Genomic DNA, 22,315 nt, shown 5'->3' with positions numbered 1-22,315 from the left:
CGTGCGTACGTTCGTGATCGGCGGAGCCCGGTCTGGCAAGAGCCGCCTGGCCGAGCAGCGGGCAGCCGCCTGCGGCCTGACCGTGACCTATATCGCCACCAGTCAACCGCTGGATGGCGAACTCGATGAGCGGGTGCAGCTGCACCGCCAGCGCCGGCCAGTGGAGTGGGGGTTGATCGAAGAACCCTTGGCCCTGGCCGCCGTACTGAAGGCCGAAGCGGCCGTTGACCGCTGCCTGCTGGTGGACTGCCTGACGCTATGGCTGACCAACCTGCTCATGCTGGACGACCCGCGCCGGCTGGCCGAGGAGCGTGATGCCTTGTTGGACTGCCTTGAGCACCTGCCCGGCCACATCATCCTGGTCAGTAACGAGACCGGCCTGGGCGTGGTGCCCATGGGCGAGCTGACGCGACGTTACGTCGACTTGGCCGGTGTCGTGCATCAGGCGGTGGCCGAACGCTGCCAGCAGGTGATCCTCACGGTCGCCGGCCTCCCACTCACGCTCAAAGGACCTGCATCATGAACCCTGTCTGGTGGCAGATGCCCTGCCAGCCCCTTGACGAGGCGGCCATGGCCGCAGCACGCGAGCGGCAGCAACAATTGACCAAGCCTGCCGGTTCGCTCGGCCAGCTCGAAGCGCTCGCCATTCAGTTGGCAGGCCTGCAGGGCTGCGAACGGCCGTCGCTGGAGCACGTCGCCATCAGCCTGTTCGCGGGCGACCATGGCGTGGTCGAGGAGGGCGTTTCGGCGTACCCTCAGGCCGTGACGGGCCAGATGTTGCGCAATTTCGTCGGCGGGGGTGCAGCCATCAGCGTACTGGCGCGCCAACTGCACGCCACCCTGGAGGTGGTCGACCTCGGCACTGTCGACCCGACGCTCGCATTGCCGGGCGTTCGCCACCTGCACCTTGGCCCCGGTACGGCCAATTTTGCCCAACAGCCCGCCCTGAGCGAGGCACAACTGCACGCCGCCCTGCAGGCAGGTCGTGACAGCGCGCTGCGGGCGGCGGCCCACGGTGCACAGCTGTTCATAGGCGGCGAAATGGGCATCGGTAACACCACCGCAGCGGCGGCGCTGGCCAGCGTACTGCTCGCCTGTCCGCCAGCCACATTGAGCGGGCCAGGCACCGGGTTGGACAGCGCCGGCGTGCAGCACAAGGCGTACGTCATCGAGCGAGCCCTGGCCTTGCACCGCCTGGCGGCCGATGAGCCGCTGCGTGCGCTGGGCTGTGTGGGGGGCTTCGAGCTGGCGGCGCTGGTCGGCGCTTATCTCGCATGCGCCCAGGCGGGTGTGGCGGTGCTGGTGGACGGGTTCATCTGCACCGTGGCGGCCTTGGTGGCCGTGCGCCTCAACCCGCAGTGCCGCGCTTGGCTGTTGTTCGCCCACCAAGGTGCGGAGCCTGGTCACCAGGCGGTGCTGAGCGCCTTGCAGGCCGAGCCTCTGTTGGCCCTGGGGCTGCGCCTGGGTGAGGGCAGCGGTGCCGCGCTGGCCGTGCCCTTGCTGCGGCTGGCCTGCGCGCTACACGCGCAGATGGCGACCTTTGCCGAGGCTGCCGTGGAGGACCGCCCGGCATGAGGCTCGACCTGCTGCGCCACGGGGAAACCGAGCAAGGTGGCCTGCGTGGCAGCCTCGATGACGCCCTGACCGAAAAGGGCTGGGCCCAAATGCGCGCTGCCGTGGCCGACGCAGGGCCTTGGCAGGCATTGGTCAGTTCGCCGTTGCAGCGCTGTGGCCGATTCGCCGATGAATTGGGCGCCAGGCTGGGCCTGCCCGTGCAGCGCGAGCCTGCATTGCAAGAGCTGCATTTCGGCGATTGGGAAGGGCGTACGGCGTTGCAGATCATGGAACACGACGCACAGGCGCTTGGGCAGTTCTGGGCTGACCCCTATGGCTATACGCCGCCCAATGGCGAGCCGGTCCAGGCGTTTGCGCAGCGCGTCCTGACAGCCATCGAGGGGTTGTACCGCCAGCATGCCGGCAAGCGCGTACTGCTGGTCACCCATGGGGGTGTCATGCGCCTGCTGCTGGCCCGCGCCCGGGGCCTGCCCAGGGCGCAGCTGTTGCAGGTGGAAGTCGGCCATGGCGCACGGGTGTGCTTGCAAGTCGGCGAGGATGGCCAGCTGGCTGAGGAGGGTTAGCATGCAGCCATTCTGGATTGCCCTGCAGTTTCTAAGCAGCCTCCCTGTCACCTTGCCTGGCATGCCAACGCCACGCCAAGTGGGCCGCTCGTTGTTGTACTACCCCTTGGTCGGGCTGCTGTTCGGTCTGGTGCTGTGGCTGGCCAGCCACTGGCTCGAAGGCGTTCCGGCGGCGCTGCATGCTGCCTTGCTATTGACCCTCTGGGTGCTGCTCAGTGGCGCGCTGCACCTGGACGGCCTGGCAGACAGCGCAGATGCCTGGCTAGGCGGGTTTGGTGATCGTGAACGCACGCTGCAGATCATGAAGGACCCGCGCAGCGGGCCGGCAGCGGTGGTGACGCTGGTTTTGGTGCTGCTGCTCAAGTTCTGCGCCTTGTGGGCACTGATCGAGCAGGGGGCTGGCCTGCAACTGATGCTTGCACCGGTCATTGGTCGAGCAGCGATGCTGGGGTTGTTCCTGTGTACTCCCTATGTGCGCCCTGGCGGGTTAGGCCAGGCACTGGCCGATCACATGCCCCGCCGCGCAGCGGGATGGGTACTGTTGACCTGTGCTGGCCTGGGCCTGGCTTTGACCGGCTGGGCAATGGTGCTGACGGCGGTCGTGTTCGTGGCATTGCGCAGGGTGATGTGCAATCGTCTGGGCGGCACCACGGGCGACACCGCAGGTGCACTGCTGGAACTGCTTGAGCTCACCGTCCTGCTGGGCCTTGTCGTGATCCGCTGAGCAAATCGCGGCAGCGCGGTCTTCCGGCCAGCCTCAGCAAGGGGACGGCCAGCGCGTGGCGCAGTACCTGCAGGCCCCGCTGAACAGGGCCGATGCCACGAACGTGCCCCATTCGCGCCTGGTGGTGGGCGAGTTCGGCTGCACGCGCCGCCTGTCAGGCTGCCGGCAGTACCTGGAGGACGTACTGGGCGTGCTCGATCAGCACCGCGTGCACTGGGCGTTCTACAGTTTGCGCGAAGACAGCTGGGACGGGATGGATTACGAATTGGGTACCGCCAAAGTGCCCTGGCGTTACTGGCAGGCGATCGACCAGGGGGTGCCCGACCCGCTGCCACGGCAGGCGACGCCGGCGTTCGAACCGATACGCAAACGACTGGCCATAGACCAATGGCGACGTCTGCTGATGTCCTGCTTGCTGTCAGTCGGCTCCAGCGTTCATGCTGTAACCAAATGCTTCCTTGATGACTCGACGTACAGGGCGGTCACCGTCCCTGGAATATCAGGTTTTATCAGCGGCAGCACCTGACGACCTTGCGATGGGCTGGAGACAATAACAATGACGTCTGTATGGCGAACCAGTGGATGGGTGTTGGCTGGGGCGGCGCTGATCCTCGCGCTGTCACTGGGCGTCAGGCACGGCTTTGGCCTGTTCCTGGCGCCGATGAGCGCCGATTTCGGCTGGGGTCGGGGGGTCTTTGCCTTCGCCATCGCCTTGCAGAACCTGATCTGGGGCCTGGCCCAGCCGTTCGCCGGGGCGTTGGCCGATCGTCTTGGCGCCTCGCGGGTGGTCATGGTGGGCGGCGTGCTGTATGCGGTGGGCCTGGCGATGATGGGGATGGCCGATTCTGCCTGGTCGTTGTCACTGAGCGCTGGTCTGTTGATCGGCATCGGCCTGTCGGGTACGTCCTTTTCGGTCATCCTGGGCGTCGTCGGCCGGGCCGTGCCGCCTGAAAAGCGCAGCATGGCCATGGGCATTGCCAGTGCCGCCGGTTCGTTCGGTCAGTTCGCCATGCTGCCCGGCACCCTCGGCCTGATCCAATGGCTGGGCTGGTCGGCCGCCTTGCTGGTACTGGGCCTGCTGGTCGCCTTCATCGTGCCGTTGGTAGGCCTGTTGCGCGACCGGCCCTTGCCCGCGTACGGCAACGAGCAGACCCTGGGCGAGGCGCTGCGTGAGGCCTGTGGGCATGCCGGCTTCTGGTTGCTGGCGCTAGGTTTTTTCGTGTGTGGCTTCCAGGTGGTGTTCATCGGGGTGCACCTGCCGGCGTACCTGGTAGACCAGCATCTGCCAGCCACCACGGGCACGACCGTGCTGGCCCTGGTGGGCCTGTTCAATATCGTGGGCACGTTCACGGCCGGTTGGCTGGGCGGGCGCCTGTCCAAGCCACGGTTACTGACCGGGCTCTACCTGCTGCGTGCAGTCGTCATCGTGCTGTTTCTCTGGGCGCCGGTGAGTGCCTTCAGCGCGTACCTGTTCGGTATTGCGATGGGCCTGTTGTGGCTGTCCACCGTACCGCTCACCAACGGTACCGTCGCGACGGTCTTTGGCGTGCGCAACTTGTCGATGCTTGGCGGTATCGTCTTCCTGTTCCACCAGCTTGGGGCGTTTCTGGGCGGTTGGCTAGGAGGCGTGGTGTATGACCGTACTGGCAGTTATGACCTGGTCTGGCAGATCGCGATCCTGCTGAGTGTCTTGGCTGCGGCGCTCAACTGGCCGGTTCGTGAACGGCCTGTGGCACGCTTGCAGGCAACAGCGGCATGAGCCCTGGACTGATCCGTATCGCCCTCGCGGTGGCGGCGCTTTTGGTGCTGACGCTGGTCTGGTGGGGGTGGCACGAGGGCGGCATGGCGCTCATGCAATTGGGCATGGGCGCCTGTTAGGCACTACGCTGCCAGTTCAAGGTTGATCGAGCAGGAGCGAGATGTCATGAGCGTGAAGTGGATGGTGGTGCCGGTATTGGCGTTGATGGCCAGCGCGTCCAGCTGGGCGACCGAATGCCCGGCCGTGTTGCAGGGTTCGTTGCCGGAGTTGCGGGGCAAGGGTGAGGTCGCTTTGTGCGAGCGGTTTGCTGGCAAGCCCTTGGTGGTGATCAACACGGCGAGCTATTGCGGGTTTGCGCCGCAGTTCGAGGGGCTTGAGGCGGTGTACAAGCAGTACCATGGCCGTGGGTTGGAGATGCTGGGTGTGCCTTCGAACGACTTCAAGCAGGAGGATGCGGACAGCGAGAAGACGGCGAAGGTGTGTTACGCGAATTATGGTGTGACGTTCACCATGACCAAGGAGCAGGCGGTGCGGGGCAAGGATGCGATTCCGATGTTCGCTGAATTGGCCAGGCAGAGCAGTGCGCCCAAGTGGAACTTCTACAAGTATGTAATTGATCGCCAGGGCAAGGTGATTGGTAGTTTTTCGAGTTTGACGAAACCGGATGACGTCGAGTTTAGAACAGCGATTGAGAAGGCTATCGCCTCGCAGCCCTGATCTTTTTGGTTTGATCAAGTAGCGGTCCCTGTTAGAGCATGGGGGCTTCCAGTGATGGAGCTGTATAGTTGATCTGTGGCAAGTATATATAAGGTGCTTAAGTATACTTAGCCAATTACCCACAGTAGCTTGTAGGGGCGGCCTTCCTGGGGTACCGGGCCGACCGCTCCTACAGGGGTGGTGTGTAATCCAGAAAGTTGGGCAGCTGCTCAACTCTCAAGTTCAGAGAAATGCGCTGTTTTGGCTCTTGCTCTTGCTCTTGCTCTTGCTAATGCTTTTGCTCTTGCTTCTAAGCGCGCGGTAGCCCAGGCGGCGCAGATCGCGACTTCAGGAGGCCGAGCGCAGGGCTTGCGGAGGGAGGTGACAGGCATGGATGCCTGTCAAGCGCTGGGCCCCAGGATGGGGCCTGCAGCGCGGTCCTCCCGGGAGCAAGCCCGGAGCGAGGGAACCCCGGAGCGCAGCGTAGGGGCCGGATGATAGGAGCAGGCGGTTTTTGCTTACTTTTTGACAAGACAAAAAGTGAGCCGCCGTAAGGGCGGAAGGGTGACTGTGCGCCACCCGCGCCAATGAATACCAACTCGATATATGTGCCAACGCTTTGAAGTTTGAAGTTTGATTGGGTTGGTGTGGGTATTGAAAGAGAGCATAGTCCATTTGCGATGGGGACGCTTAATCACCTTTTCGCCCTTACGGCGAGTTACTTTTTGTCAAACGCCACAAAAAGTAACCAAAAAAGGCTGCGCTCCATTCATACGGCCCCTACGCTGCGCTTCGGGGTTCCCTCACTCCGGTCTTGCTCCCAGGTGGACCGCGCTGTAGGCCCCATCCTGGGGCCCAGCGCTTGACAGGCATCCATGCCTGTCACCTCCCTCCGCAAGACCTGCGTTCGGCCTTCTGAAGTCGCGGAGATCAAAAGCAAGAGCAAGAGCAAGAGCAAGAGCAAGAGCAAGAGCAAGAGCAAGAGCAAGAGCAAGAGCAAGAGCAAGAGCAAGAGCAAGAGCAAGAGCAAGAGCAAGAGCAAGATCAAGATCAAGATCAAGATCAAGATCAAGATCAAGATCAAGATCAAGATCAAGATCAAGATCAAGATCAAGATCAAGATCAACAGCCAAACCGATAGCAGTGACCGTTATTTACAGGTAGGGGGTTAGTGAAGAGGGTACCCTGCATAGCGATTGCTGATGATTAATCTACCTATTCACGATAGCAGCTGCACGGCCATTCAAGCCGTATGCACGGTCATCGCAACCAGCCTTCCCACAATCGGCCTTACAATCAACACGCACACAAAAGCTACCGGCATCGCCAATCGATAAGCTTTCAGTACGTTGCTCATATAATCCTGATCGATTCCGGCATTAGCTGCCGTGATCACGAAACACATCAGCAATGCCATGATGGCCGACATGTAAAAGGCAAACACATACGGCGTGGCATTCACATGCAACCTGCGACGACGGCTTTGAGTGACATCAGTCATGCGACCTCCTGGAGTCCGATTGAGGCCTTACCCTATCAACCCACTGCGCTTCACCAGTAGACCGCTCCGCCTAACTCCTTTATAAAGCAAAACTTACGAATCCCAAGGGCACAGCATGGACCTGCTCAACGCCATCCGCAGCTTCATCAAGGTCGTCGAAGCCGGAAGTATCGCAGCAGGTGCCCGCAGCCTGGGCATTACCCCAGCAGCTGTGAGCCAGAACCTGGCCCGGCTTGAAGGGCATTTGCAGGTCCGTTTGCTGACCCGCACAACGCGGCGTATGACGCTGACTCCCGCCGGCACCCAGTACTACAAGCATGTCAGGCTGATAGAGCGTGACTTGGCGCGCGCTGAACAAGCGGTGATGACCCCGGAAAGCGAACCTCAAGGTCGCCTGTGCATCGCGTCGACCTCTGCGTTCGGTCGTCACGTCCTGGCGCCCCTGATACCCGCGTTCAGCGTGCTGTACCCGCGCATTTCGATTGAACTGGTCATGAGCGACAGAAAGGTTGACCACGCACGTGAAGGTATCGATGTCAGCCTGCGCATCACGCCCCAGTTGGACGAGCACCTGATAGCCAAGCACATCGCCCGCATTCCTTTCGTCTGCTGTGCCGCACCAGGGTACCTGGCCAGTGCAGGCGTACCACAGACGCCGGAGGCACTGCGCAATCACCGCTGTCTGGTGTTTCGCTACCCGGTCGATGGCCGTCTGTTGCGTTGGGGATTCATGCGTGATGGGCAGCGCCTGGAGCCCGAATTTGGTGACGTGCTCATCTGCGACGACATCGATGCGCTAACGCAGATGGCGGTGCATGACGGCGGCATCACGCGCCTGGCAGCGTTCATTGCCCGGCCGCACCTGGCTTGCGGTGCCCTGGTGCCGCTGTTCGAACATGGCCCTGACGGGCAGGCGTACGCGCAGACAGCACCGATGGACGTTTATCTCTGCGTGGCCGACCGCTTCGCACTCACGAGCAAGGTACACGCCTTCATGCACTACCTGCGCGACCACCTGGGCGACGAGTGGCAAGTGCCAACATGAAAAAACCGCCACAAGGCGGTTTTTTAAGATAACGGTAACGATCAGAAGCGGTAAGTGAGCGATGCCCCTACACCGTGCGCGCTGTTCTCGTACTTGGCACGGTAGGCGCCCTTGGTGGCGCTGACCTGATTGACCTTGGTGTCTTCTTCCCACAGGTAGGAGTACGCCACGTCGATGGTCATGTCCTCGCTCGGGCTCCAGCCGGCGCCCAGGCTGAAGATCTTGCGATCGCCCGTGGGGATGCGCGGCGAACGGTCCTGGTTGTTGGTCGGCGATTGGTCGACCGTGAAGCCGGTGCGCAGCACCCACTCCTTGTTGACCTTGTACGACGCACCCACGGCGTGGGCCCAGGTGTCATGCCAGTTCTGTTCTTCCGAAATGGTCTGGAAGGCAGAGCCGATCAATGGGCGCGGGACATCGTTCTGTACAGTGATGTCCTTCAGGCGGCTCCAGCGCGTCCAGGTGCTGCCAGCGTACAGCGTCCATTGGTCGTCGAGTTCATGCGTGACCGACAGGTCAACCGACTCCGGCGTCTTGATCTTGAGCGAGGCATCGAACTTGCTGCCGTTGAATGGCCCGATCAGCGGGGTGTTGACCTTGGTCTTGCCCTCGAGCTTGTAGTCGACCATGGAGTGATAGGTCAGGCCGATGCGCGTGCGATCGGTGGCTTGCACCATCAGGCCGATGTTGTAGCCGACTGCCGTGTCGTCACCCTTGATCTTGACTTCACCGTCGTTGCGCCCAGGGGTGGCCGGGTTGATCAGGTTGGAACCCAGTTCGCCCTTGATCCGGTTGAAGGTCGGGCCGAAGCCGATCGATACCTTGTCATTGAAGGCATAGCTGACGGTAGGCTGGAACGTCACCACTTCCACGTGACTTTTCTTGCCCCAATAGCGCGCCGCGTCGTCACTGCCGTAATCGGTCACCAGACCGAAGGGCACGTAGACACCGAAGCCGACGGTCCAGTGGTCGTCGATGGGCTTGACGTAGTAACCCATGGGTACGCCGACGACCGGTACCATGTCACCGTCAGTTTCCCCCCCAAGGTTGCTGCCAGGCCCCGAGATATCGGTTTTGGCGATGACCGCTGCGCCACCGACGGTGACCTGCTGGCGCTTGAGGCGGGACATGCCGGCCGGGTTGCCGTATACGGTGCTGGCATCCTCGGCAGAAGAGGAACGTCCCGCGAAACCTGTCCCCATGCTGCTGACGCTTTGTTCGTTCAACGCGAAGCCGCTGGCGAACAGTTGGCTCGATGCGAGCGCAACAGCAACGCCAAGGGAGGTTTTGAGCATTACTTTTTTCATTATTAGAACTCCTTGGGATCTCCGAGGCGAAAAGCTACCAACAAATCACGCGTCGCGCTATAGGCGCAATCGCAGGAGATAGAGCGGTTTTGTAGGACAATCCGACTAAAATTCCTTTTCTCAGTTGAGTCTGTAAGAACCGTCTCAAGAAGCTACTGGCAGTTTCTGACCAATGCAGGCTTGCCAGGCTTCGGTGAAGTCTCGCAAGCGACCCTGAGGGTTGAAAATCTGCCGCCAGATACGCGCCTGGCCCATCCGGTCGTCCACGGCAGGCAAGGTCACCACCTGGGCCTCCACAAGCAGCCAGGCAATGGCAGTGGCGTAGCGCAGGTTGACGGTGAGTTCCAGGTCGGGTCCGCCCAGGAAGGCATGTTGGCTGGCCAGGCCGCGTACACGGCTGGCCAAGTCTGGATCGCGTGCCAGGTAGTCGTCCCAGAGCGCCCGATGACGCTGATCATCTATGCGAAAGAGGCCATGCCCGCGTCTGCCGTGCAGCGCCGATCCCAAAGCCGACTGGCAGGCAGCGATGCCGAGCAACAACACTTCGGCGCTGGCGCAGTGACGGTCAAGGTAGATCAGTGTGGGCCTGATGACATGCTGACGTAGTTCTTTGGCCGCAATACCCATGGTGCCCCCGAGCAGTAAGGGACCGGCGGGCGCAGGCGCTTGGCAGCTGTGTGAACGGTCAGGCCCGCCGGAAGCGGCGTGCACCGCTCGAGTTGAAGTGTAGTGTGATAAGGGTGACGTAAAAGGCTGTTTTTAAATCGATTGCTGCCTGACAAGCCGAGCGATATACCCGAAGGCAATTACGCTGGATTTGTGCAGGCAAGCTGGGAGGGGGTGTATCTGATGGGTGAATGCCGCAGCATTCACCGCTCACGCGGTGAGTGACTGGCGGGTACGGGCGATGACGGCCTGCAGCGGTTCGCTGCGGCTGTACTGCTCGTGGTACAGGCGTTCGGTATGGCAGGCGATACCGTGTTCGTCCACCAGCGTAAAGCTGAAGCTGCCTTTGCGGGGTGCGACGAGCAAGCATTTCAACGGCGAGAACGCCTGGGAAAGGGTACCGATTGCAGCCTGGATTTGATGTTGAGTTTGCATATTATTGGAGGTTCCTGCATTAAACACGGGGAGTAGATCCGTGCATCATAGAAACGTTCCAGTGACGTCTTTATTAAGGGACGAGAGAACCTGCTGGAACAAAGCAGCCAGAGGGAGCGCAATCAATGGTGGGCGCTTGGGCTGACTGGTAGGTACTTCAGAGGGCAGGCAGCACGCGGAGCCAAGGTTCTAGGCCTTCGCGCGGGATCCTGATCAATTGGACTCGTGATGGATGTCGCGGCAGCGTATCGGCTGCGGGCGAATCATCGAAAGGGCCGGTCCTGGTTTCAGCAGCGCGCTATTGGGAGAGCGAGTCTGCAAGGACACTGTGGGCCAGAATTGACTTTCAGCTTGGTACTAACGAGGCGCATCCTACCTGAGCCTTTCGGTGAAGGCAAGCCCTGATTGTGCGTGGGTAGCCGAGCAGTATGGCGCTTAATGCCGGCGGTGGGAAGGGGCCGAGCGTGCTCGAAGGGTGTCCTGGCCGCCTTGCTCACATACGAAAGGATGCGCGGTTGATGTTTGTTCACACCGAAAGGAGGACGTGTATCAAACCTGTCCCACCTTTCGCTCCAGTCGCCAATGACTTGACTAGCCAGTTAAGTCAATGAAAAAAAACACTATTTTTCGTTGGTGAAAAAATCGTCAGTTTGACAGCAGCCCCCGTAATTCGGGGCTTGGCGGGGGGGAATAGGGTGTTGTCCACCGACTTATCCACAGGAACTGTGGATTGTCGCCGCCGCTTGCTCTAGTGCGGGGTTGGCGCCAAGCTGCCTCGGGTCTCGCCAAGAATCAGACCAGTTCGAATGACCATCCATCGTCTTGCAAACGTCAAGAAACAATCACATGAAATTTTTATAAAAAAAATCCTCAGGGTTAGGCCCGCACGTCGAAAACCGGTAGAGTGGCGCGCTTTTCGATTTGCCTGACCTGCCGCTCATGAAGTCTCGCAGTAAACAACTTGCCAGCCCCATGTCCTCGTCTGCAGAGCGTTCCGGACGGTTCACCCTAAAGGTTGCCCTGTGGCTACTCGACAATTCGCGTCTGGGTGACAAGCCTCAGGTCAAGCACTTGGCTGGGCGGTTGCTCAAGCGCCCAGCCCGCGAGGGTGTGGTGGTGGCTCAAAGCCGCCTGGGGCAGATGCTTTGCCGCGATTGTGGCAGCGCCCGTGATCGGCGTATCGGCCATGACCTGCTACGCCAGGCCGCACGCGCTGGCGATTGTCGTGCCCAAGTGGAGTATGCCCGGGCGTGCCGGGCGTCTTCGCCCGAGCAGGCCCGCAGCTGGCTGGAATTGGCGGCCGGGAAGGGGTCCCATGAGGCCCGTCGATTGCTGCGTCAGTGGTTTGGGCACTGACGACCCCTGCAGGTGACGGCGGCACGGGCAACCTGCCGGTCAGGCTGTTAAGCTTCAGCGAATTTGCCAGACAGTGACCGGGGTAGGCATGACAGTGGATCTGGCCAGCATTCTGCTGGGCTTGGTGGCGGGCGCGGTGCCGTGCCTGGTGTGGGTCATGCAGCTTCAGCGTCGGCATGCAGCACGGCATGGCGAGCGTGCTTTGCTTGAAGAGCGTCTGAACGCAGCGCAGCTGGCCCATGCCGGTTTGCAGGCGCAGCTCGAGGCCAGCCGTGATGAAGTCAGTGATCTCAGCGAAGCCAATACCCTCAAGCAGACGCAACTGGCAGCCCAAGGCCGAGAGCTGGAGCTGCTGCAGATCGAGCGAGACAACGCCCGTGATGCCGCTCACGCCTGGAACCTGGAACGCGCGACTCGCGAGGCCGAGCAGCGCCGTCTGGAGTCCCAGGCCGCACGCCTCGAAGCCGAGCTGCGAGAACAGCAGGAAAGCCACCAGCAGCGTCTCGAAGACCTGCAGGAGGCCCGCGATACGCTGCGCGCCCAGTTTGCCGACATGGCCACCAAGATCTTCGATGAGCGTGAGCAGCGCTTTGCTCAAACCAGCCAGCAGCACCTTGGCCAACTGCTCGACCCATTGAAAGAGCGTATCCAGGCGTTTGAAAAGCGTGTCGAGGAAAGTTACCAGCAGGAGGCCCGCGAGCGTTTTTCGCTGGGCAAGGAACTCGAGCGCCTGCAGCAACTCAACCTGCGTCTGTCCGATGAAGCGACCAACCTCACCCAGGCGCTCAAGGGGCAGAAAACCCAGGGTAATTGGGGCGAGCTGATCCTGGAGCGCGTGCTCGAACACGCAGGGCTGGAGAAGGGTAGGGAGTACCAGACGCAGGTGAGCCTCAAGAGCGCTGACGGTGAGCGCTTCCAGCCAGATGTGCTGATCATGTTGCCGGGCAATAAGCAGGTGGTGGTCGATGCCAAGGTCAGCCTGACGGCGTATCAGCAGTTCGTGTCAGGCAACGACGAGGCGGCGCTCAAGCAGCACGTCCAGTCGCTGCGCAGTCACGTCAAGGGCCTGTCGAGCAAGGACTACAGCCGCCTCGAAGGCCTGCACAGCCTGGATTTCGTACTGTTGTTCGTGCCCATCGAGGCCGCGTTCTCGGCGGCACTGCAGGCCGAGCCCAACCTGTTCCAGGAAGCCTTCGACCGGCAAATCGTCATCGTCAGCCCCACCACCTTGCTGGCCACCTTGCGGGTGATAGACAGCTTGTGGAAGCAGGAACGCCAAGGCCAGAACGCCCGGGAAATCGCCGAACGTGCCGGGTGGCTATACGACAAGTTCGTGTTGTTCATCCAGGACCTGGATGAGCTGGGCAGCCGCCTGCAACAGGTGGACAAGGCCTATGCGGCAGCACGTAACAAACTGTGCGAAGGGCGCGGCAATCTCGTCAGTCGCAGCGAGCAGCTCAAGCTGCTCGGCGCCCGGGCCAGCAAAAGCCTGTCGCCCGACTTGCTCGAACGCGCCTTCGCCGATGAAGTGCCCGACCAGGCAGTTACTGCACCAGGCTCAGATGACGGTTGAGCAGGGCCCGCAATGCAGCCGGCTTGACCGGCTTGGGCAAATAGTCCAGGCCTGCGGCGTGCACCAGAGCGATGGTTTCCTTGCTGCCGTCGGCGCTGATGACCACCCCGGGCACCGGTTCGCCCAATCGGGTGCGTAGCCAGCCCATCAGGCGCGTGCCGGTGTCGCCTTCATCCAGGTGATAGTCCACCAAGGCCAGGTGTGGGCGCATGCCCTCGGCCAGCAGGGCCTCGCACTCGCTGCGGCTGCGTGCGGTCCACACCTGACAGCCCCAGCGGCTGAGCAGGCTGTTCATGCCAATCAGGATGCTGTCTTCGTTGTCCACGCACAACACCTGCAGCCCGGCCAGCGGCTCGCTGCGCTGCTCCACCGCCGAAGTGATAGGGGCTGGTTGTAGAGAGATCGGCACGCTCACACGGAACACGGTGCCCTTGCCTGGCCAGGAACGTACCTCCAGTGTGTGGCCCAGGACTCGGCACAGTCCGTCCGCGATCGCCAGGCCCAGGCCCAGGCCTTTTTCGGCGCGGGTCTGATGGCTGTCCAGGCGTTTGAACTCCTGGAAGATCACGTGCAGCTTGTCGTCGGCGATGCCAGGGCCCCTGTCCCAGACTTCCAGCCACAGGCGCTCGCCCTGGCGGCGGGCACCCAGCAGGATCGGGCTCTTGCCATAGCGCAGGGCGTTGGTCAGGAAGTTTTGCAGCACGCGGCGCAGCAGCTTCATGTCACTGTTGACCCGCAGGCGGCTGCCGCGCAGGCGGAACGCCAGGCCTTTCTCTGCCGCCAGCACCTTGAATTCCGCCCCAAGGGTGTCGAACAGCTCGTTCAAGGCAAATGGCTTGGCGTCAGGGGTGATCTTGCCGTTTTCCAGGCGCGAGATGTCCAGCAGGTCGCTGATCAGTTCTTCGGCCGAACGCAGTGAAGTGTCCATGTGCTGAACCAGTTGCCGGGCTTCCTCGGTCATGCCTTCGGCTTGCTGCGACAAGGCCGCTGAAAACAACCTGGCGGCGTTCAGAGGCTGCATCAGGTCGTGGCTGACCGCAGCCAAAAAGCGAGTCTTGGACTGGCTGACCGCTTCGGCATGGCTCTTGGCTTCGGTCAGCGCCTGGTTCAGTTGCGACAGCTCGTAGGTGCGCTCTGCCACGCGTTGCTCAAGGCTTTCGTTGGCATGGCGCAGCGCTTGCTCGGCTTCGCGGAACGGCGTGATGTCGGTAAAGCTCATCACGAAACCGCCACCGGGCATCGGGTTGCCGATCAACTCGATCACGCGCCCATTGGGGAACAGCCGCTCGGACGAGTGGGCCCGGCCCTGGCGCATCCAGTGCAGACGCCGGGCTACGTGCACCTGGGCCTCCCCTGGGCCGCACAGGCCGCGCTCGGCGTTGTAGCGAATGATGTCGGCAATGGGCCGTCCCACGCTGATCAGCCCGTCCGGGTAATTGAACAGCTCAAGGTAACGCCGGTTCCAGGCCACCAGATGCAGGTTCTGGTCGACCACGCTGATGCCCTGGTTGATGTTTTCGATGGCGCCCTGCAGCAGTGCCCGGTTGAACTGCAGCACTTCGCTCGCTTCATCGGCGATGCGCACCACGTCTTCGAGCTGCATGTCGCGGCCTTCGATCGCTGCCTTGACCACTGCACGGGTAGACGAACTGCCCAGGACACCGGCCAACAACCGCTCGGTGTGCTCGATCCAGTCACCGTCGGCGTTTTGGTTGGGGTTGAAGCCCTTGCCCTGGCGGTAGGCGAAACGGATGAAGCTCTGGCGCGCGCGCTCCTCACCCACGAAACGCGATGCCAAGGTCAGCAGGTCGTCTATCTGCACCGCCAGCAAGGGCTTGCTGCTGGGGCGGGCGCTGGTCTGCTGGCCAATGAAGCGGCCCGCTTGCCAGTGCTCGGACACGCGGGTACGCGACAGCAGCGAGACCCAGGCAAACAGGGTGAAGTTGCCGGCAAGCGACAGCACCACGCCTTGGGTCAGCGGGCTGATCGGCAGATTCAGGGGGTTGCCGTGCAACCACGCCAACCCTGGGAATACCTGCAACGACCAGCCCAGGCTGTGGGCGGCGATGGGCAGCACCAGGGTGTAGAACCACAGGAAGATGCCCGCCGCCAGACCTGCGAATACACCCCGGCGGTTGGCCTGTTTCCAGTACAGCGCCCCGAGCATGGCGGGCGTCAGTTGGGTCACGGCAGCAAACGCGATCTGGCCGATGGTCGCCAGGCTGGCCGTAGAACCCAGCAGGCGGTAGCTGACGTACGCCAGCAGCAGGATGACCACGATGGTGACCCGCCGGACCGAAAGCATCCAGTGCCGGAACACCTCGAACGGTCGCTCGGCGTTGTTGCGACGTAGCAACCAGGGCAGCAGCATGTCGTTGGACACCATGGTCGACAACGCGACCGCTTCTACGATGACCATGCCGGTAGCCGCTGACGCGCCACCGATGAATGCCAGCAGCGCCAGGCTGGGGTGGGCCTCGGCCAGGGGAAGGCTGATCACGAACGAGTCCGACATCACCGTCCCTGGCAGCAACATCTGCCCCGCCAGGGCGATGGGCACCACGAACAGTGCAGCCAGGGCCAGGTACATCGGGAACACCCAGCGTGCCAGGCGCATGTCCTGTGGCTCGATGTTTTCCACCACGGTCACGTGGAACTGCCGAGGCAGGCAGATGATGGCCATCATGGCGACAGCCGTCTGGACCACCATCGACGGCCAGTTGATGGTCTCTGTCCAGTAATCGTGCAGCTCGATGGACTGGCGCGCCTGGGTGAACAGGTCATCGAACCCATCGTACAGGTTGAAGACGACGAAGATCCCCACGGCCAGAAACGCCAACAGCTTGATCAACGACTCGAACGCGATCGCCAGCACCATGCCCCGGTGGTGCTCGGTGACGTCCAGGCTGCGCGTGCCGAATACGATGGCGAACAGCGCCAGCACCAGCGACACCACCAGCGCAGTGTCCTGTACGCGCGTGCCGGTGGCGTCTGCACTGGCGCCGATCAACAGATTGACGCCCAGCACGATGCCTTTGAGCTGCAGGGCGATGTAGGGCAGCACGCCCACCAGGCAGATCAGAGCCACGACCACGGCCAGCGTCTGGGATTTGCCGTAACGGGCAGCGATGAAGTCGGCAATGGAAGTGATGTTCTGCTGTTTGCTGATCAGCACCATCTTCTGCACCACCCAGGGTGCGAAGACCAGAAGCAATACCGGCCCCAGGTAGATCGGCAGGAATGCCCACAGCTGCTCGGCCGCTTGTCCGACCGCGCCGAAGAACGTCCAGCTGGTGCAATACACCGCCAGCGACAGGCTGTACACCCAGGCACGCAATTTGGGCGGCAAAGGGGTGCTGCGCCGGTCGCCATAGAATGCGATGGCGAACATGACGGCCATATAGGCCAGGGCGACCGCGGCGATCAGCCCGCTGGACAACGACATGGTGACTCCGAAGCTAAATGGATAACGAGGCCCGGTCAGCCAGTCTGGCACGACAGGTGGCGCGCCGTCAGCGCAGACGATGGTCGCAGTGGCAGGTGGTCGCAGCGTGACGCACCCAAATTGCAGGCTCGTGCGGGGCCCAGCAGACGGGTGGAGGATTGACAGGCGATGCCTGGAAGCAAATACTCTCGAAAAATTCATATAGATGTCTATATAACAAGACGAGAATACAGCCATGCTTCCACTCGCCAGCGACACACGACTGCCACGCTATCAACAGCTACGCGACCATCTGGTAGCGCAGATCGCCAACAACCGCTGGCACCCGGGTGAGGCGATCCCCACCGAGGCTGCATTGGCGAGTGAATTCGACCTGTCGGTGGGCACGGTGCGCAAGGCCATCGATGCGCTGGTCGCCGAAGGCGTGCTTGAGCGCCAGCAGGGGCGAGGTACCTTCATCCGCCGTCCACAGTTCCAATCCTCGCTGTTTCGCTTCTTCCGCTTCGAAGCTGTCAACGGCGAGCGCGTCGTGCCGATGAGTCGCATCCTGAGCATGAACGCCGTGGCGGCACCGTCTGCCGTGGCTCAGGCCTTGGGGCTCGTACCCGGGGCCGATGTGATCCATCTGCAGCGGCTTCGTCTGCTCGATGCCCAGCCCGTGCTGGCCGAGGACATCTGGCTGCCCCGCCAGCCGTTCCAGTTGCTGCTGGAGACTGATCTGGATAACAAGGGCCCATTGCTCTACCCGATCTACGAACAGCTGTGTGGGCAAGTGGTCGCAGCCGCCGAAGAAGCCCTGACTGCCGAGGCCGTGGATGAAGTGCATGGGCGCCTTCTGCAGGTACCGGCCGGCAGCCCTATTGTGGTGATCGAACGGCTGGCCCGTGACTACGCCGGCAAACCCCTGGAGTGGCGCCGGTCGCGGGGACACGCGCAGCACTTCCGCTACCGCATCGATATTCGCTGACCGCGCCGTTTCAAACTTCTTTACCTGCCTGCGCCCCGTCACCAGGGCGCAGTGGCTTCGCCTGCTCGGTTGTCTGCGTTGAGGGCAACCCAGCGTACCCTTCACCCTTAAAAGGATAAGAATCATGTTCAGCTGGTACCGCCAAATTACATCGCGCGAACGCAAGACCTTCTGGGCCTGTTTTGGGGGCTGGTCGCTCGATGCGCTGGAAGTGCAGATGTTCGGCCTGGCCATTCCCGCGCTGATCGCGGCTTTCTCGCTGTCCAAAGGCGATGCGGGCCTGATCAGTGGCCTGACCCTGGTGACCTCGGCGATCGGCGGCTGGCTTGGCGGAACCCTGTCGGATCGGTACGGCCGCGTGCGCACCTTGCAGTGGATGATCCTGTGGTTCTCCTGCTTCACATTCCTCTCGGCTTTCGTCACAGGCTTCTATCCACTGCTGTTCGTCAAGGCCATGCAAGGCTTTGGCATTGGTGGGGAGTGGGCGGCCGGGGCCGTGCTGATGGCCGAGACCATCAACCCCAAGTACCGCGGCAAGGTCGTGGGTACGGTGCAAAGCGCCTGGGCGGTAGGGTGGGGCCTGGCGGTAGCGTTGTTCACCTTGATCTATTCGCTGGTGCCGCAGGAATTCGCCTGGCGCGTGATGTTCTTCGTGGGCCTGTTGCCGTCGCTGCTGATCATCTGGGTGCGTCGCAACGTTCCAGAACCGGACAGCTTTCAACGCCTGCAGAAACAGAACGCCATTCCCCAGGGTTTCTTCGCCTCGATGGCGGGGATCTTTCGCCCTGAATTGCTGCGCGTCACGTTGCTGGGCGGCTTGCTGGGCCTGGGGGCGCATGGTGGCTACCACGCGGTGATGACCTGGCTGCCGACTTTCCTTAAGACCGAACGCAACTTGTCGGTGCTCAATTCCGGTGGCTACCTGGCGGTGATCATCTTTGCGTTCTGGTGTGGCTGCGTGGTCAGCGGGTTGTTGATCGATCGCATCGGCAGGCGTCGCAACATCCTGCTGTTTGCGCTGTGCTGCGTGCTGACGGTTCAGGCCTATGTCTTCTTCCCGTTGAGCAATACGCAGATGCTGTTCCTGGGTTTCCCGCTGGGCTTCTTCGCAGCCGGCATTCCAGCAAGCCTCGGCGCCTTCTTCAACGAGCTGTATCCTGCCGATGTGCGGGGAGCGGGGGTTGGCTTCTGCTACAACTTTGGCCGTGTGCTCTCGGCGGTCTTCCCCTTCCTGGTCGGGCACATGAGCGAATCCATGTCGCTGGGTACCGCCATCGGCATTGATGCCGGCATCGCCTACGGCGTGGCGGTGATCGCTGCACTGTGCCTGCCTGAAACGCGCGGCCGCAACCTCGAGCCTGCCCCGCAAGCGCCCGGTGTGGCCGCCCAGTAACCTGACCGAAAGATCAAAGACATGCCTCACAACCCTGCTTCATCCATGATTGCCATCGACAGCCATGCCCACGTGTTCAGTCAAGGGCTGACATTGGCGCGCGAGCGCCGTTATGCCCCCGCGTACGATGCACCGTTGGCGGATTACCTCAGCCAGTTGCAGGCGCACGGTTTCAGTCACGGCGTTCTGGTGCAGCCCAGTTTCCTGGGGACCGACAATGGCTATCTGCTGGGTGCCCTGCAAGCCGCTCAGGGGCGCCTGCGGGGGGTGGTGATGCTTGAGCCGGACGTTGCGCGCCAAACCCTCATACAGATGGACCAGCTTGGGGTCAGAGGCGTGCGCCTGAACCTGATGGGGCAACCACTGCCGGACCTTGCGGCCCCGCAGTGGCGCCATCGTTTCGCGTGCATGGCCGAACTGGGCTGGCACGTCGAACTGCATCGACAACTGGCGGACATTCCCACCCTGGTGCGGGCGCTGCAACCGTACGGGCTGGATATCGTCATCGACCATCTGGGAAGGCCCGATGCGCGCAGCGGGCTGGGGCAGGCAGGCTTCGCCGACCTATTGACCCTGGGCGGGCAGGGCAATGTCTGGGTGAAGGTTTCCGGTATCTACCGCCTGGAAGGCTCGCCCGAGCAGAACGAGCTGTTCGCCCGCCAGGCGCTGGGCGCGCTGGAAGCGCACTATGGGGCCGAGCGCCTGATGTGGGGCAGCGATTGGCCGCATACGCAGCACGAACGCACGATGAGTTATGGCCAGGCGCTCGAGCAATTGCAGGCCCTAGGCTGCTCCAGCGAGTTGCGCAAGGCGCTGTTGCTGGAGACGGCCAAGGACTTGTACCGTTTCAATTGAGTCAAAGAATGGGTACGCAAGGCTTCGGTCAACCTATAGCGATCCTGTAGCGGGGTCGTCGGGGCAAGCAGTCACGGCAGGCGTTCGAATGTGGCTGTTTTGACGTGGTGCGAGTCCAGTCCGACCATCACTTCGAAGTCACCGGGCTCGGTCACCCATTGCAGGTTACGGTCCACGAATGCTAGCGCGGTGGGTGCAATCTCCAGCGTCAGGTCTCTGGCAGCACCAGGCTCCAGGAAGATGTTCTGGAAGCCTTTGAGTTCTTTGACGGGCCGACTGACAGAGGCGCTCAGGTCCCGAAGATAGAGTTGCACGGTTGTTTCGCCCGCCAACGGTCCCTGATTGGTAACAGTGACTCGAACCTTCAAGCGCTCACCCGGACGCAGACGGTCGGTGGACAAGCGTGGGGCTGAGACATCGAACTGGGTGTAGCTCAGCCCGAAGCCAAAAGGAAAAAGAGGGGTGTCATCGACGTCGAAGTGGCGCGACCGGTAAGGTGCGGGGTTGATGGCGTCGAACGGCCTGCCGGTGTTCAGATGGTTGTAATACAGGGGGATCTGGCCGACGTTGCGCACGAACGTCACTGGGAGTTTCCCGGAGGGGTTGTAGTCGCCAAACAGCACATCAGCGATGGCATTACCCCCCTCGCTCCCGCTATACCAGGTTTCCAGTACGGCATCGGCCCACTTGGTTTCGTCGTCGAGGGCAAGCGGGCGGCCATTCATCAAAACCAGTACCACTGGAATGCCGGTATCGCTCAATGCCTTGAGCAGCGCACGTTGTCCGCCGGGTAGACCCAGCTCGGTCCTGCTCGCACCCTCATGGGACATGCCGCGCGCCTCGCCAAGCACCGCGACGATTACATCGGCTTGCCGAGCCACCGCCAGGGCCTGCTTGAGCATCGCTGCGGGAGGGCTTGGATCGATGTCGACGTGTTTGTCCGCAAGAAGCATCAGGGCCGATGGATCGTCAATGATGTTGGCCCCTTTGGCATAGCGCAATCGACCCTTGCCCGCCTGAGCCTGATGCATGCCGGAGCGAAGCGTGACCACCTCCTCGGGTCTGCCATTGGCATACCAACTGCCAAGCATGTCTGCCGCGTTATCGGCCAATGGGCCGATCAAGGCGATATTCATGCTTTTATGCAGCGGCAGCGTGCGGTTTCGGTTTTTCAGCAGCACCAAGGAGCGGCGCGCCATATCCCGCGCTTGGGCACGATGCTGTCCGATCTGCTCGCTAGCGGCGTCGGCACCCAGGCGCTGATAAGGGGCATCAAACAGGCCCAATTCGTACTTGGTTGTGAGCACCTGGCGAACCGCGCCGTCCAGCTCGGCTTCGCTGACCTGTCCTTGCTTGATCAAGCCAGCCAGCTGGTCACGGTAATGACGGTCGCTCATGCTCATTTGTGTGCCAGCGGTCAGCGCTGCCTTGGCCGCCTGGGTGCCATCACGGGCCACGCCATGGTCTATCAGCTCTGCCACTGCGCCGTGGTCGCTGATGACTAAGCCTTTGAACTGCCACTGTGTGCGAAGCAGGTCTTTCAAGAGCCAGCCGTTGGCCGTTGCAGGGATGCCATTAAGGCTGGACAGTGCAGTCATCACGGCACCGGCCTTGGCTTCGATGGCAGCCTTGAAGGGGGGCAGGTAATCCTGATGAAGGCGTTGTTCGCTCATGTCAGCCGTGTTGTAGTCGCGCCCTCCCTCAACCGCTCCATAACCGGCAAAATGCTTGATACAAACCATCAGGCTGTCCGGTGCTGCCAGATGCGGTCGTTGCAAACCGCGGATGGCAGCCTCACCCATGCGCGAGGCCAGGTGCGTGTCTTCGCCGTAGCCTTCGGAGATGCGTCCCCACCGCGGGTCGCGACTGACATCCAAGACGGGAGCGAAGGTCATGTCCAAGCCATCGTTGGTCGCCTCGATTGCTGCAACGCGTGCACTTTTTTCCACCGCGCGCAGGTCCCAGCTGGACGCCTGACCCAAGTTGATGGGAAAAATGGTGCGACGTCCATGGATTACATCACCTGCAAAGAACAGCGGGATACCCAGCCGGCTACGCTCGACCGCCATGGCCTGTAGCCTGCGCAAATCCGTACTGTTGGCAGCCGGGTGGGTGAACATCGCCCCCACATTCCCGGCTGCGATGGCTGTGTTCATGTCTTGAGGCGCATCACCTTGAGCGGCATATTCCATTCGCAACTGTCCGATCTTTTCCTGCAAGGTCATCTGCGAGAGCAAATTGTCGATGAACGTCTTTTGCTGCGCGTCAGGCTTGTTAGCCAGGGCGGTGACAGGCCCTATCGCTGCGCAAAGCATCAACATGGCCGTGAGTGCAGGTGAGCGGGTTGCTCGCTTGCGGGGAGGGGTCATTCCATTGACTTCCTGGGCGAATTTCCCTGACATTGCCACCTGAGTGATCAAGCTCGCTACTCGCAGATCTACCAGTTGCCTATCCC

At 61.8% G+C, this 22,315-nt stretch carries 20 protein-coding genes and 1 pseudogene; 15 read left to right on the top strand and 6 right to left on the bottom strand.

What is annotated here, in order from left to right; all coding sequences use genetic code 11:
* Position 1: 1 nt before the first annotated feature.
* The 9 genes and pseudogenes from cobU to MOP87_RS15290 all read left to right on the top strand — a co-directional run bounded on the left by cobU (position 2) and on the right by MOP87_RS15290 (position 6,489).
* Complete coding sequence (gene cobU, locus MOP87_RS15325; RefSeq protein ID WP_242809770.1) at positions 2-523, top strand: bifunctional adenosylcobinamide kinase/adenosylcobinamide-phosphate guanylyltransferase; 522 nt, start codon at positions 2-4, stop codon at positions 521-523.
* Complete coding sequence (cobT, locus tag MOP87_RS15320) at positions 520-1,575, top strand: nicotinate-nucleotide--dimethylbenzimidazole phosphoribosyltransferase (RefSeq protein WP_181074142.1); 1,056 nt, start codon at positions 520-522, stop codon at positions 1,573-1,575. Before cobU ends, cobT begins: the two co-directional genes overlap by 4 nt.
* Entirely contained in the window at positions 1,572-2,138 is a 567-nt protein-coding gene (cobC, locus tag MOP87_RS15315; protein ID WP_088523269.1) for an alpha-ribazole phosphatase family protein, read from the top strand. The genes cobT and cobC overlap by 4 nt, the downstream gene beginning before the upstream one ends.
* 1 nt (position 2,139) lies before the next feature.
* Entirely contained in the window at positions 2,140-2,862 is a 723-nt protein-coding gene (locus MOP87_RS15310) for an adenosylcobinamide-GDP ribazoletransferase (protein WP_027913934.1), read from the top strand.
* Between the two features lie 22 nt (positions 2,863-2,884).
* Positions 2,885-3,247, top strand: a pseudogene (locus tag MOP87_RS15305) (glycosyl hydrolase); the annotation flags it as partial.
* Positions 3,248-3,418: 171 nt separating this feature from the next.
* Complete coding sequence (locus tag MOP87_RS15300; protein WP_028686859.1) at positions 3,419-4,621, top strand: MFS transporter; 1,203 nt, start codon at positions 3,419-3,421, stop codon at positions 4,619-4,621.
* Positions 4,618-4,740, top strand: coding sequence for a hypothetical protein (locus tag MOP87_RS21765; RefSeq protein WP_255212321.1), 123 nt, complete (start codon positions 4,618-4,620; stop codon positions 4,738-4,740). Before MOP87_RS15300 ends, MOP87_RS21765 begins: the two co-directional genes overlap by 4 nt.
* A 46-nt stretch (positions 4,741-4,786) precedes the next feature.
* Positions 4,787-5,338 (top strand): glutathione peroxidase, encoded by a 552-nt coding sequence (locus tag MOP87_RS15295; protein WP_027913937.1) that lies wholly within the window; start codon positions 4,787-4,789, stop codon positions 5,336-5,338.
* A gap of 854 nt (positions 5,339-6,192) precedes the next feature.
* Positions 6,193-6,489, top strand: coding sequence for a hypothetical protein (locus MOP87_RS15290; protein WP_242809768.1), 297 nt, complete (start codon positions 6,193-6,195; stop codon positions 6,487-6,489).
* 71 nt (positions 6,490-6,560) lie between these two features.
* Here MOP87_RS15290 and MOP87_RS15285 read toward each other — a convergent pair whose 3' ends face one another.
* Entirely contained in the window at positions 6,561-6,818 is a 258-nt protein-coding gene (locus tag MOP87_RS15285) for a DUF2798 domain-containing protein (protein WP_027915763.1), read from the bottom strand.
* A gap of 115 nt (positions 6,819-6,933) precedes the next feature.
* On the opposite strand from MOP87_RS15285, the gene MOP87_RS15280 reads away from it, so the two are divergent.
* Positions 6,934-7,863 (top strand): LysR family transcriptional regulator, encoded by a 930-nt coding sequence (locus MOP87_RS15280; protein ID WP_027915764.1) that lies wholly within the window; start codon positions 6,934-6,936, stop codon positions 7,861-7,863.
* Between the two features lie 41 nt (positions 7,864-7,904).
* Here the strand turns inward: MOP87_RS15280 and MOP87_RS15275 are convergent, their stop codons facing one another.
* From MOP87_RS15275 to MOP87_RS15265, 3 genes are all read right to left on the bottom strand, one after another.
* Entirely contained in the window at positions 7,905-9,170 is a 1,266-nt protein-coding gene (locus MOP87_RS15275) for an outer membrane protein transport protein (protein ID WP_023533893.1), read from the bottom strand.
* Between the two features lie 144 nt (positions 9,171-9,314).
* Positions 9,315-9,797, bottom strand: coding sequence for a hypothetical protein (locus MOP87_RS15270; protein ID WP_110607519.1), 483 nt, complete (start codon positions 9,795-9,797; stop codon positions 9,315-9,317).
* A gap of 249 nt (positions 9,798-10,046) precedes the next feature.
* Positions 10,047-10,271, bottom strand: a complete 225-nt coding sequence (locus MOP87_RS15265; RefSeq protein WP_027915766.1) for a hypothetical protein — start codon at positions 10,269-10,271, stop codon at positions 10,047-10,049.
* Positions 10,272-11,210: 939 nt separating this feature from the next.
* Between MOP87_RS15265 and MOP87_RS15260 the strand changes: the two genes are divergently transcribed.
* A complete protein-coding gene (locus MOP87_RS15260; protein WP_197874726.1) occupies positions 11,211-11,627 on the top strand; it encodes a sel1 repeat family protein in 417 nt (138 codons plus the stop codon).
* A gap of 202 nt (positions 11,628-11,829) precedes the next feature.
* Positions 11,830-13,200 (top strand): DNA recombination protein RmuC, encoded by a 1,371-nt coding sequence (gene rmuC / locus MOP87_RS15255; protein ID WP_197874738.1) that lies wholly within the window; start codon positions 11,830-11,832, stop codon positions 13,198-13,200.
* Here rmuC and MOP87_RS15250 read toward each other — a convergent pair.
* On the bottom strand, positions 13,172-16,645 hold the full coding sequence (locus tag MOP87_RS15250) for a hybrid sensor histidine kinase/response regulator (protein ID WP_197874727.1): 3,474 nt from the start codon (positions 16,643-16,645) through the stop codon (positions 13,172-13,174). The two genes, rmuC and MOP87_RS15250, sit on opposite strands and share 29 nt — an antisense overlap.
* A gap of 235 nt (positions 16,646-16,880) precedes the next feature.
* On the opposite strand from MOP87_RS15250, the gene MOP87_RS15245 reads away from it, so the two are divergent.
* The 3 genes from MOP87_RS15245 (at position 16,881) to MOP87_RS15235 (ending at position 19,860) form a co-directional block, all read left to right on the top strand.
* A complete protein-coding gene (locus MOP87_RS15245) occupies positions 16,881-17,612 on the top strand; it encodes a GntR family transcriptional regulator (protein WP_027915770.1) in 732 nt (243 codons plus the stop codon).
* Positions 17,613-17,736: 124 nt separating this feature from the next.
* Positions 17,737-19,005 (top strand): MFS transporter, encoded by a 1,269-nt coding sequence (locus MOP87_RS15240; protein WP_242809766.1) that lies wholly within the window; start codon positions 17,737-17,739, stop codon positions 19,003-19,005.
* A 21-nt stretch (positions 19,006-19,026) separates the two neighbouring features.
* Positions 19,027-19,860, top strand: coding sequence for an amidohydrolase family protein (locus tag MOP87_RS15235; protein ID WP_145281018.1), 834 nt, complete (start codon positions 19,027-19,029; stop codon positions 19,858-19,860).
* A gap of 71 nt (positions 19,861-19,931) precedes the next feature.
* Here the strand turns inward: MOP87_RS15235 and bglX are convergent, their stop codons facing one another.
* Complete coding sequence (gene bglX / locus MOP87_RS15230) at positions 19,932-22,229, bottom strand: beta-glucosidase BglX (protein WP_232097786.1); 2,298 nt, start codon at positions 22,227-22,229, stop codon at positions 19,932-19,934.
* Positions 22,230-22,315: the final 86 nt, after the last annotated feature.

The sequence above is a fragment of the Pseudomonas sp. I3-I5 genome (assembly GCF_022699445.1).
Taxonomy (GTDB): Bacteria; Pseudomonadota; Gammaproteobacteria; order Pseudomonadales; family Pseudomonadaceae; genus Aquipseudomonas; species Aquipseudomonas fulva.
Note: the sequence above shows the minus strand (reverse complement) of the source record. Positions and strands in the feature narration are given on the sequence as shown.

Coding starts and splice junctions, on each gene's coding strand:
- MOP87_RS15240 (WP_242809766.1), top strand. CDS start 17,737: ATGTTCAGCTGGTACCGCCAAATTACATCGCGCGAACGCAAGACCTTC.
- MOP87_RS15295 (WP_027913937.1), top strand. CDS start 4,787: ATGAGCGTGAAGTGGATGGTGGTGCCGGTATTGGCGTTGATGGCCAGC.
- MOP87_RS15260 (WP_197874726.1), top strand. CDS start 11,211: ATGAAGTCTCGCAGTAAACAACTTGCCAGCCCCATGTCCTCGTCTGCA.
- MOP87_RS15265 (WP_027915766.1), bottom strand. CDS start 10,271: ATGCAAACTCAACATCAAATCCAGGCTGCAATCGGTACCCTTTCCCAG.
- MOP87_RS15250 (WP_197874727.1), bottom strand. CDS start 16,645: ATGTCGTTGTCCAGCGGGCTGATCGCCGCGGTCGCCCTGGCCTATATG.
- MOP87_RS15280 (WP_027915764.1), top strand. CDS start 6,934: ATGGACCTGCTCAACGCCATCCGCAGCTTCATCAAGGTCGTCGAAGCC.
- MOP87_RS21765 (WP_255212321.1), top strand. CDS start 4,618: ATGAGCCCTGGACTGATCCGTATCGCCCTCGCGGTGGCGGCGCTTTTG.
- MOP87_RS15235 (WP_145281018.1), top strand. CDS start 19,027: ATGCCTCACAACCCTGCTTCATCCATGATTGCCATCGACAGCCATGCC.
- cobT (WP_181074142.1), top strand. CDS start 520: ATGAACCCTGTCTGGTGGCAGATGCCCTGCCAGCCCCTTGACGAGGCG.
- MOP87_RS15300 (WP_028686859.1), top strand. CDS start 3,419: ATGACGTCTGTATGGCGAACCAGTGGATGGGTGTTGGCTGGGGCGGCG.
- MOP87_RS15275 (WP_023533893.1), bottom strand. CDS start 9,170: ATGAAAAAAGTAATGCTCAAAACCTCCCTTGGCGTTGCTGTTGCGCTC.
- cobC (WP_088523269.1), top strand. CDS start 1,572: ATGAGGCTCGACCTGCTGCGCCACGGGGAAACCGAGCAAGGTGGCCTG.
- bglX (WP_232097786.1), bottom strand. CDS start 22,229: ATGACCCCTCCCCGCAAGCGAGCAACCCGCTCACCTGCACTCACGGCC.
- MOP87_RS15285 (WP_027915763.1), bottom strand. CDS start 6,818: ATGACTGATGTCACTCAAAGCCGTCGTCGCAGGTTGCATGTGAATGCC.
- MOP87_RS15270 (WP_110607519.1), bottom strand. CDS start 9,797: ATGGGTATTGCGGCCAAAGAACTACGTCAGCATGTCATCAGGCCCACA.
- MOP87_RS15290 (WP_242809768.1), top strand. CDS start 6,193: ATGCCTGTCACCTCCCTCCGCAAGACCTGCGTTCGGCCTTCTGAAGTC.
- MOP87_RS15245 (WP_027915770.1), top strand. CDS start 16,881: ATGCTTCCACTCGCCAGCGACACACGACTGCCACGCTATCAACAGCTA.
- MOP87_RS15310 (WP_027913934.1), top strand. CDS start 2,140: ATGCAGCCATTCTGGATTGCCCTGCAGTTTCTAAGCAGCCTCCCTGTC.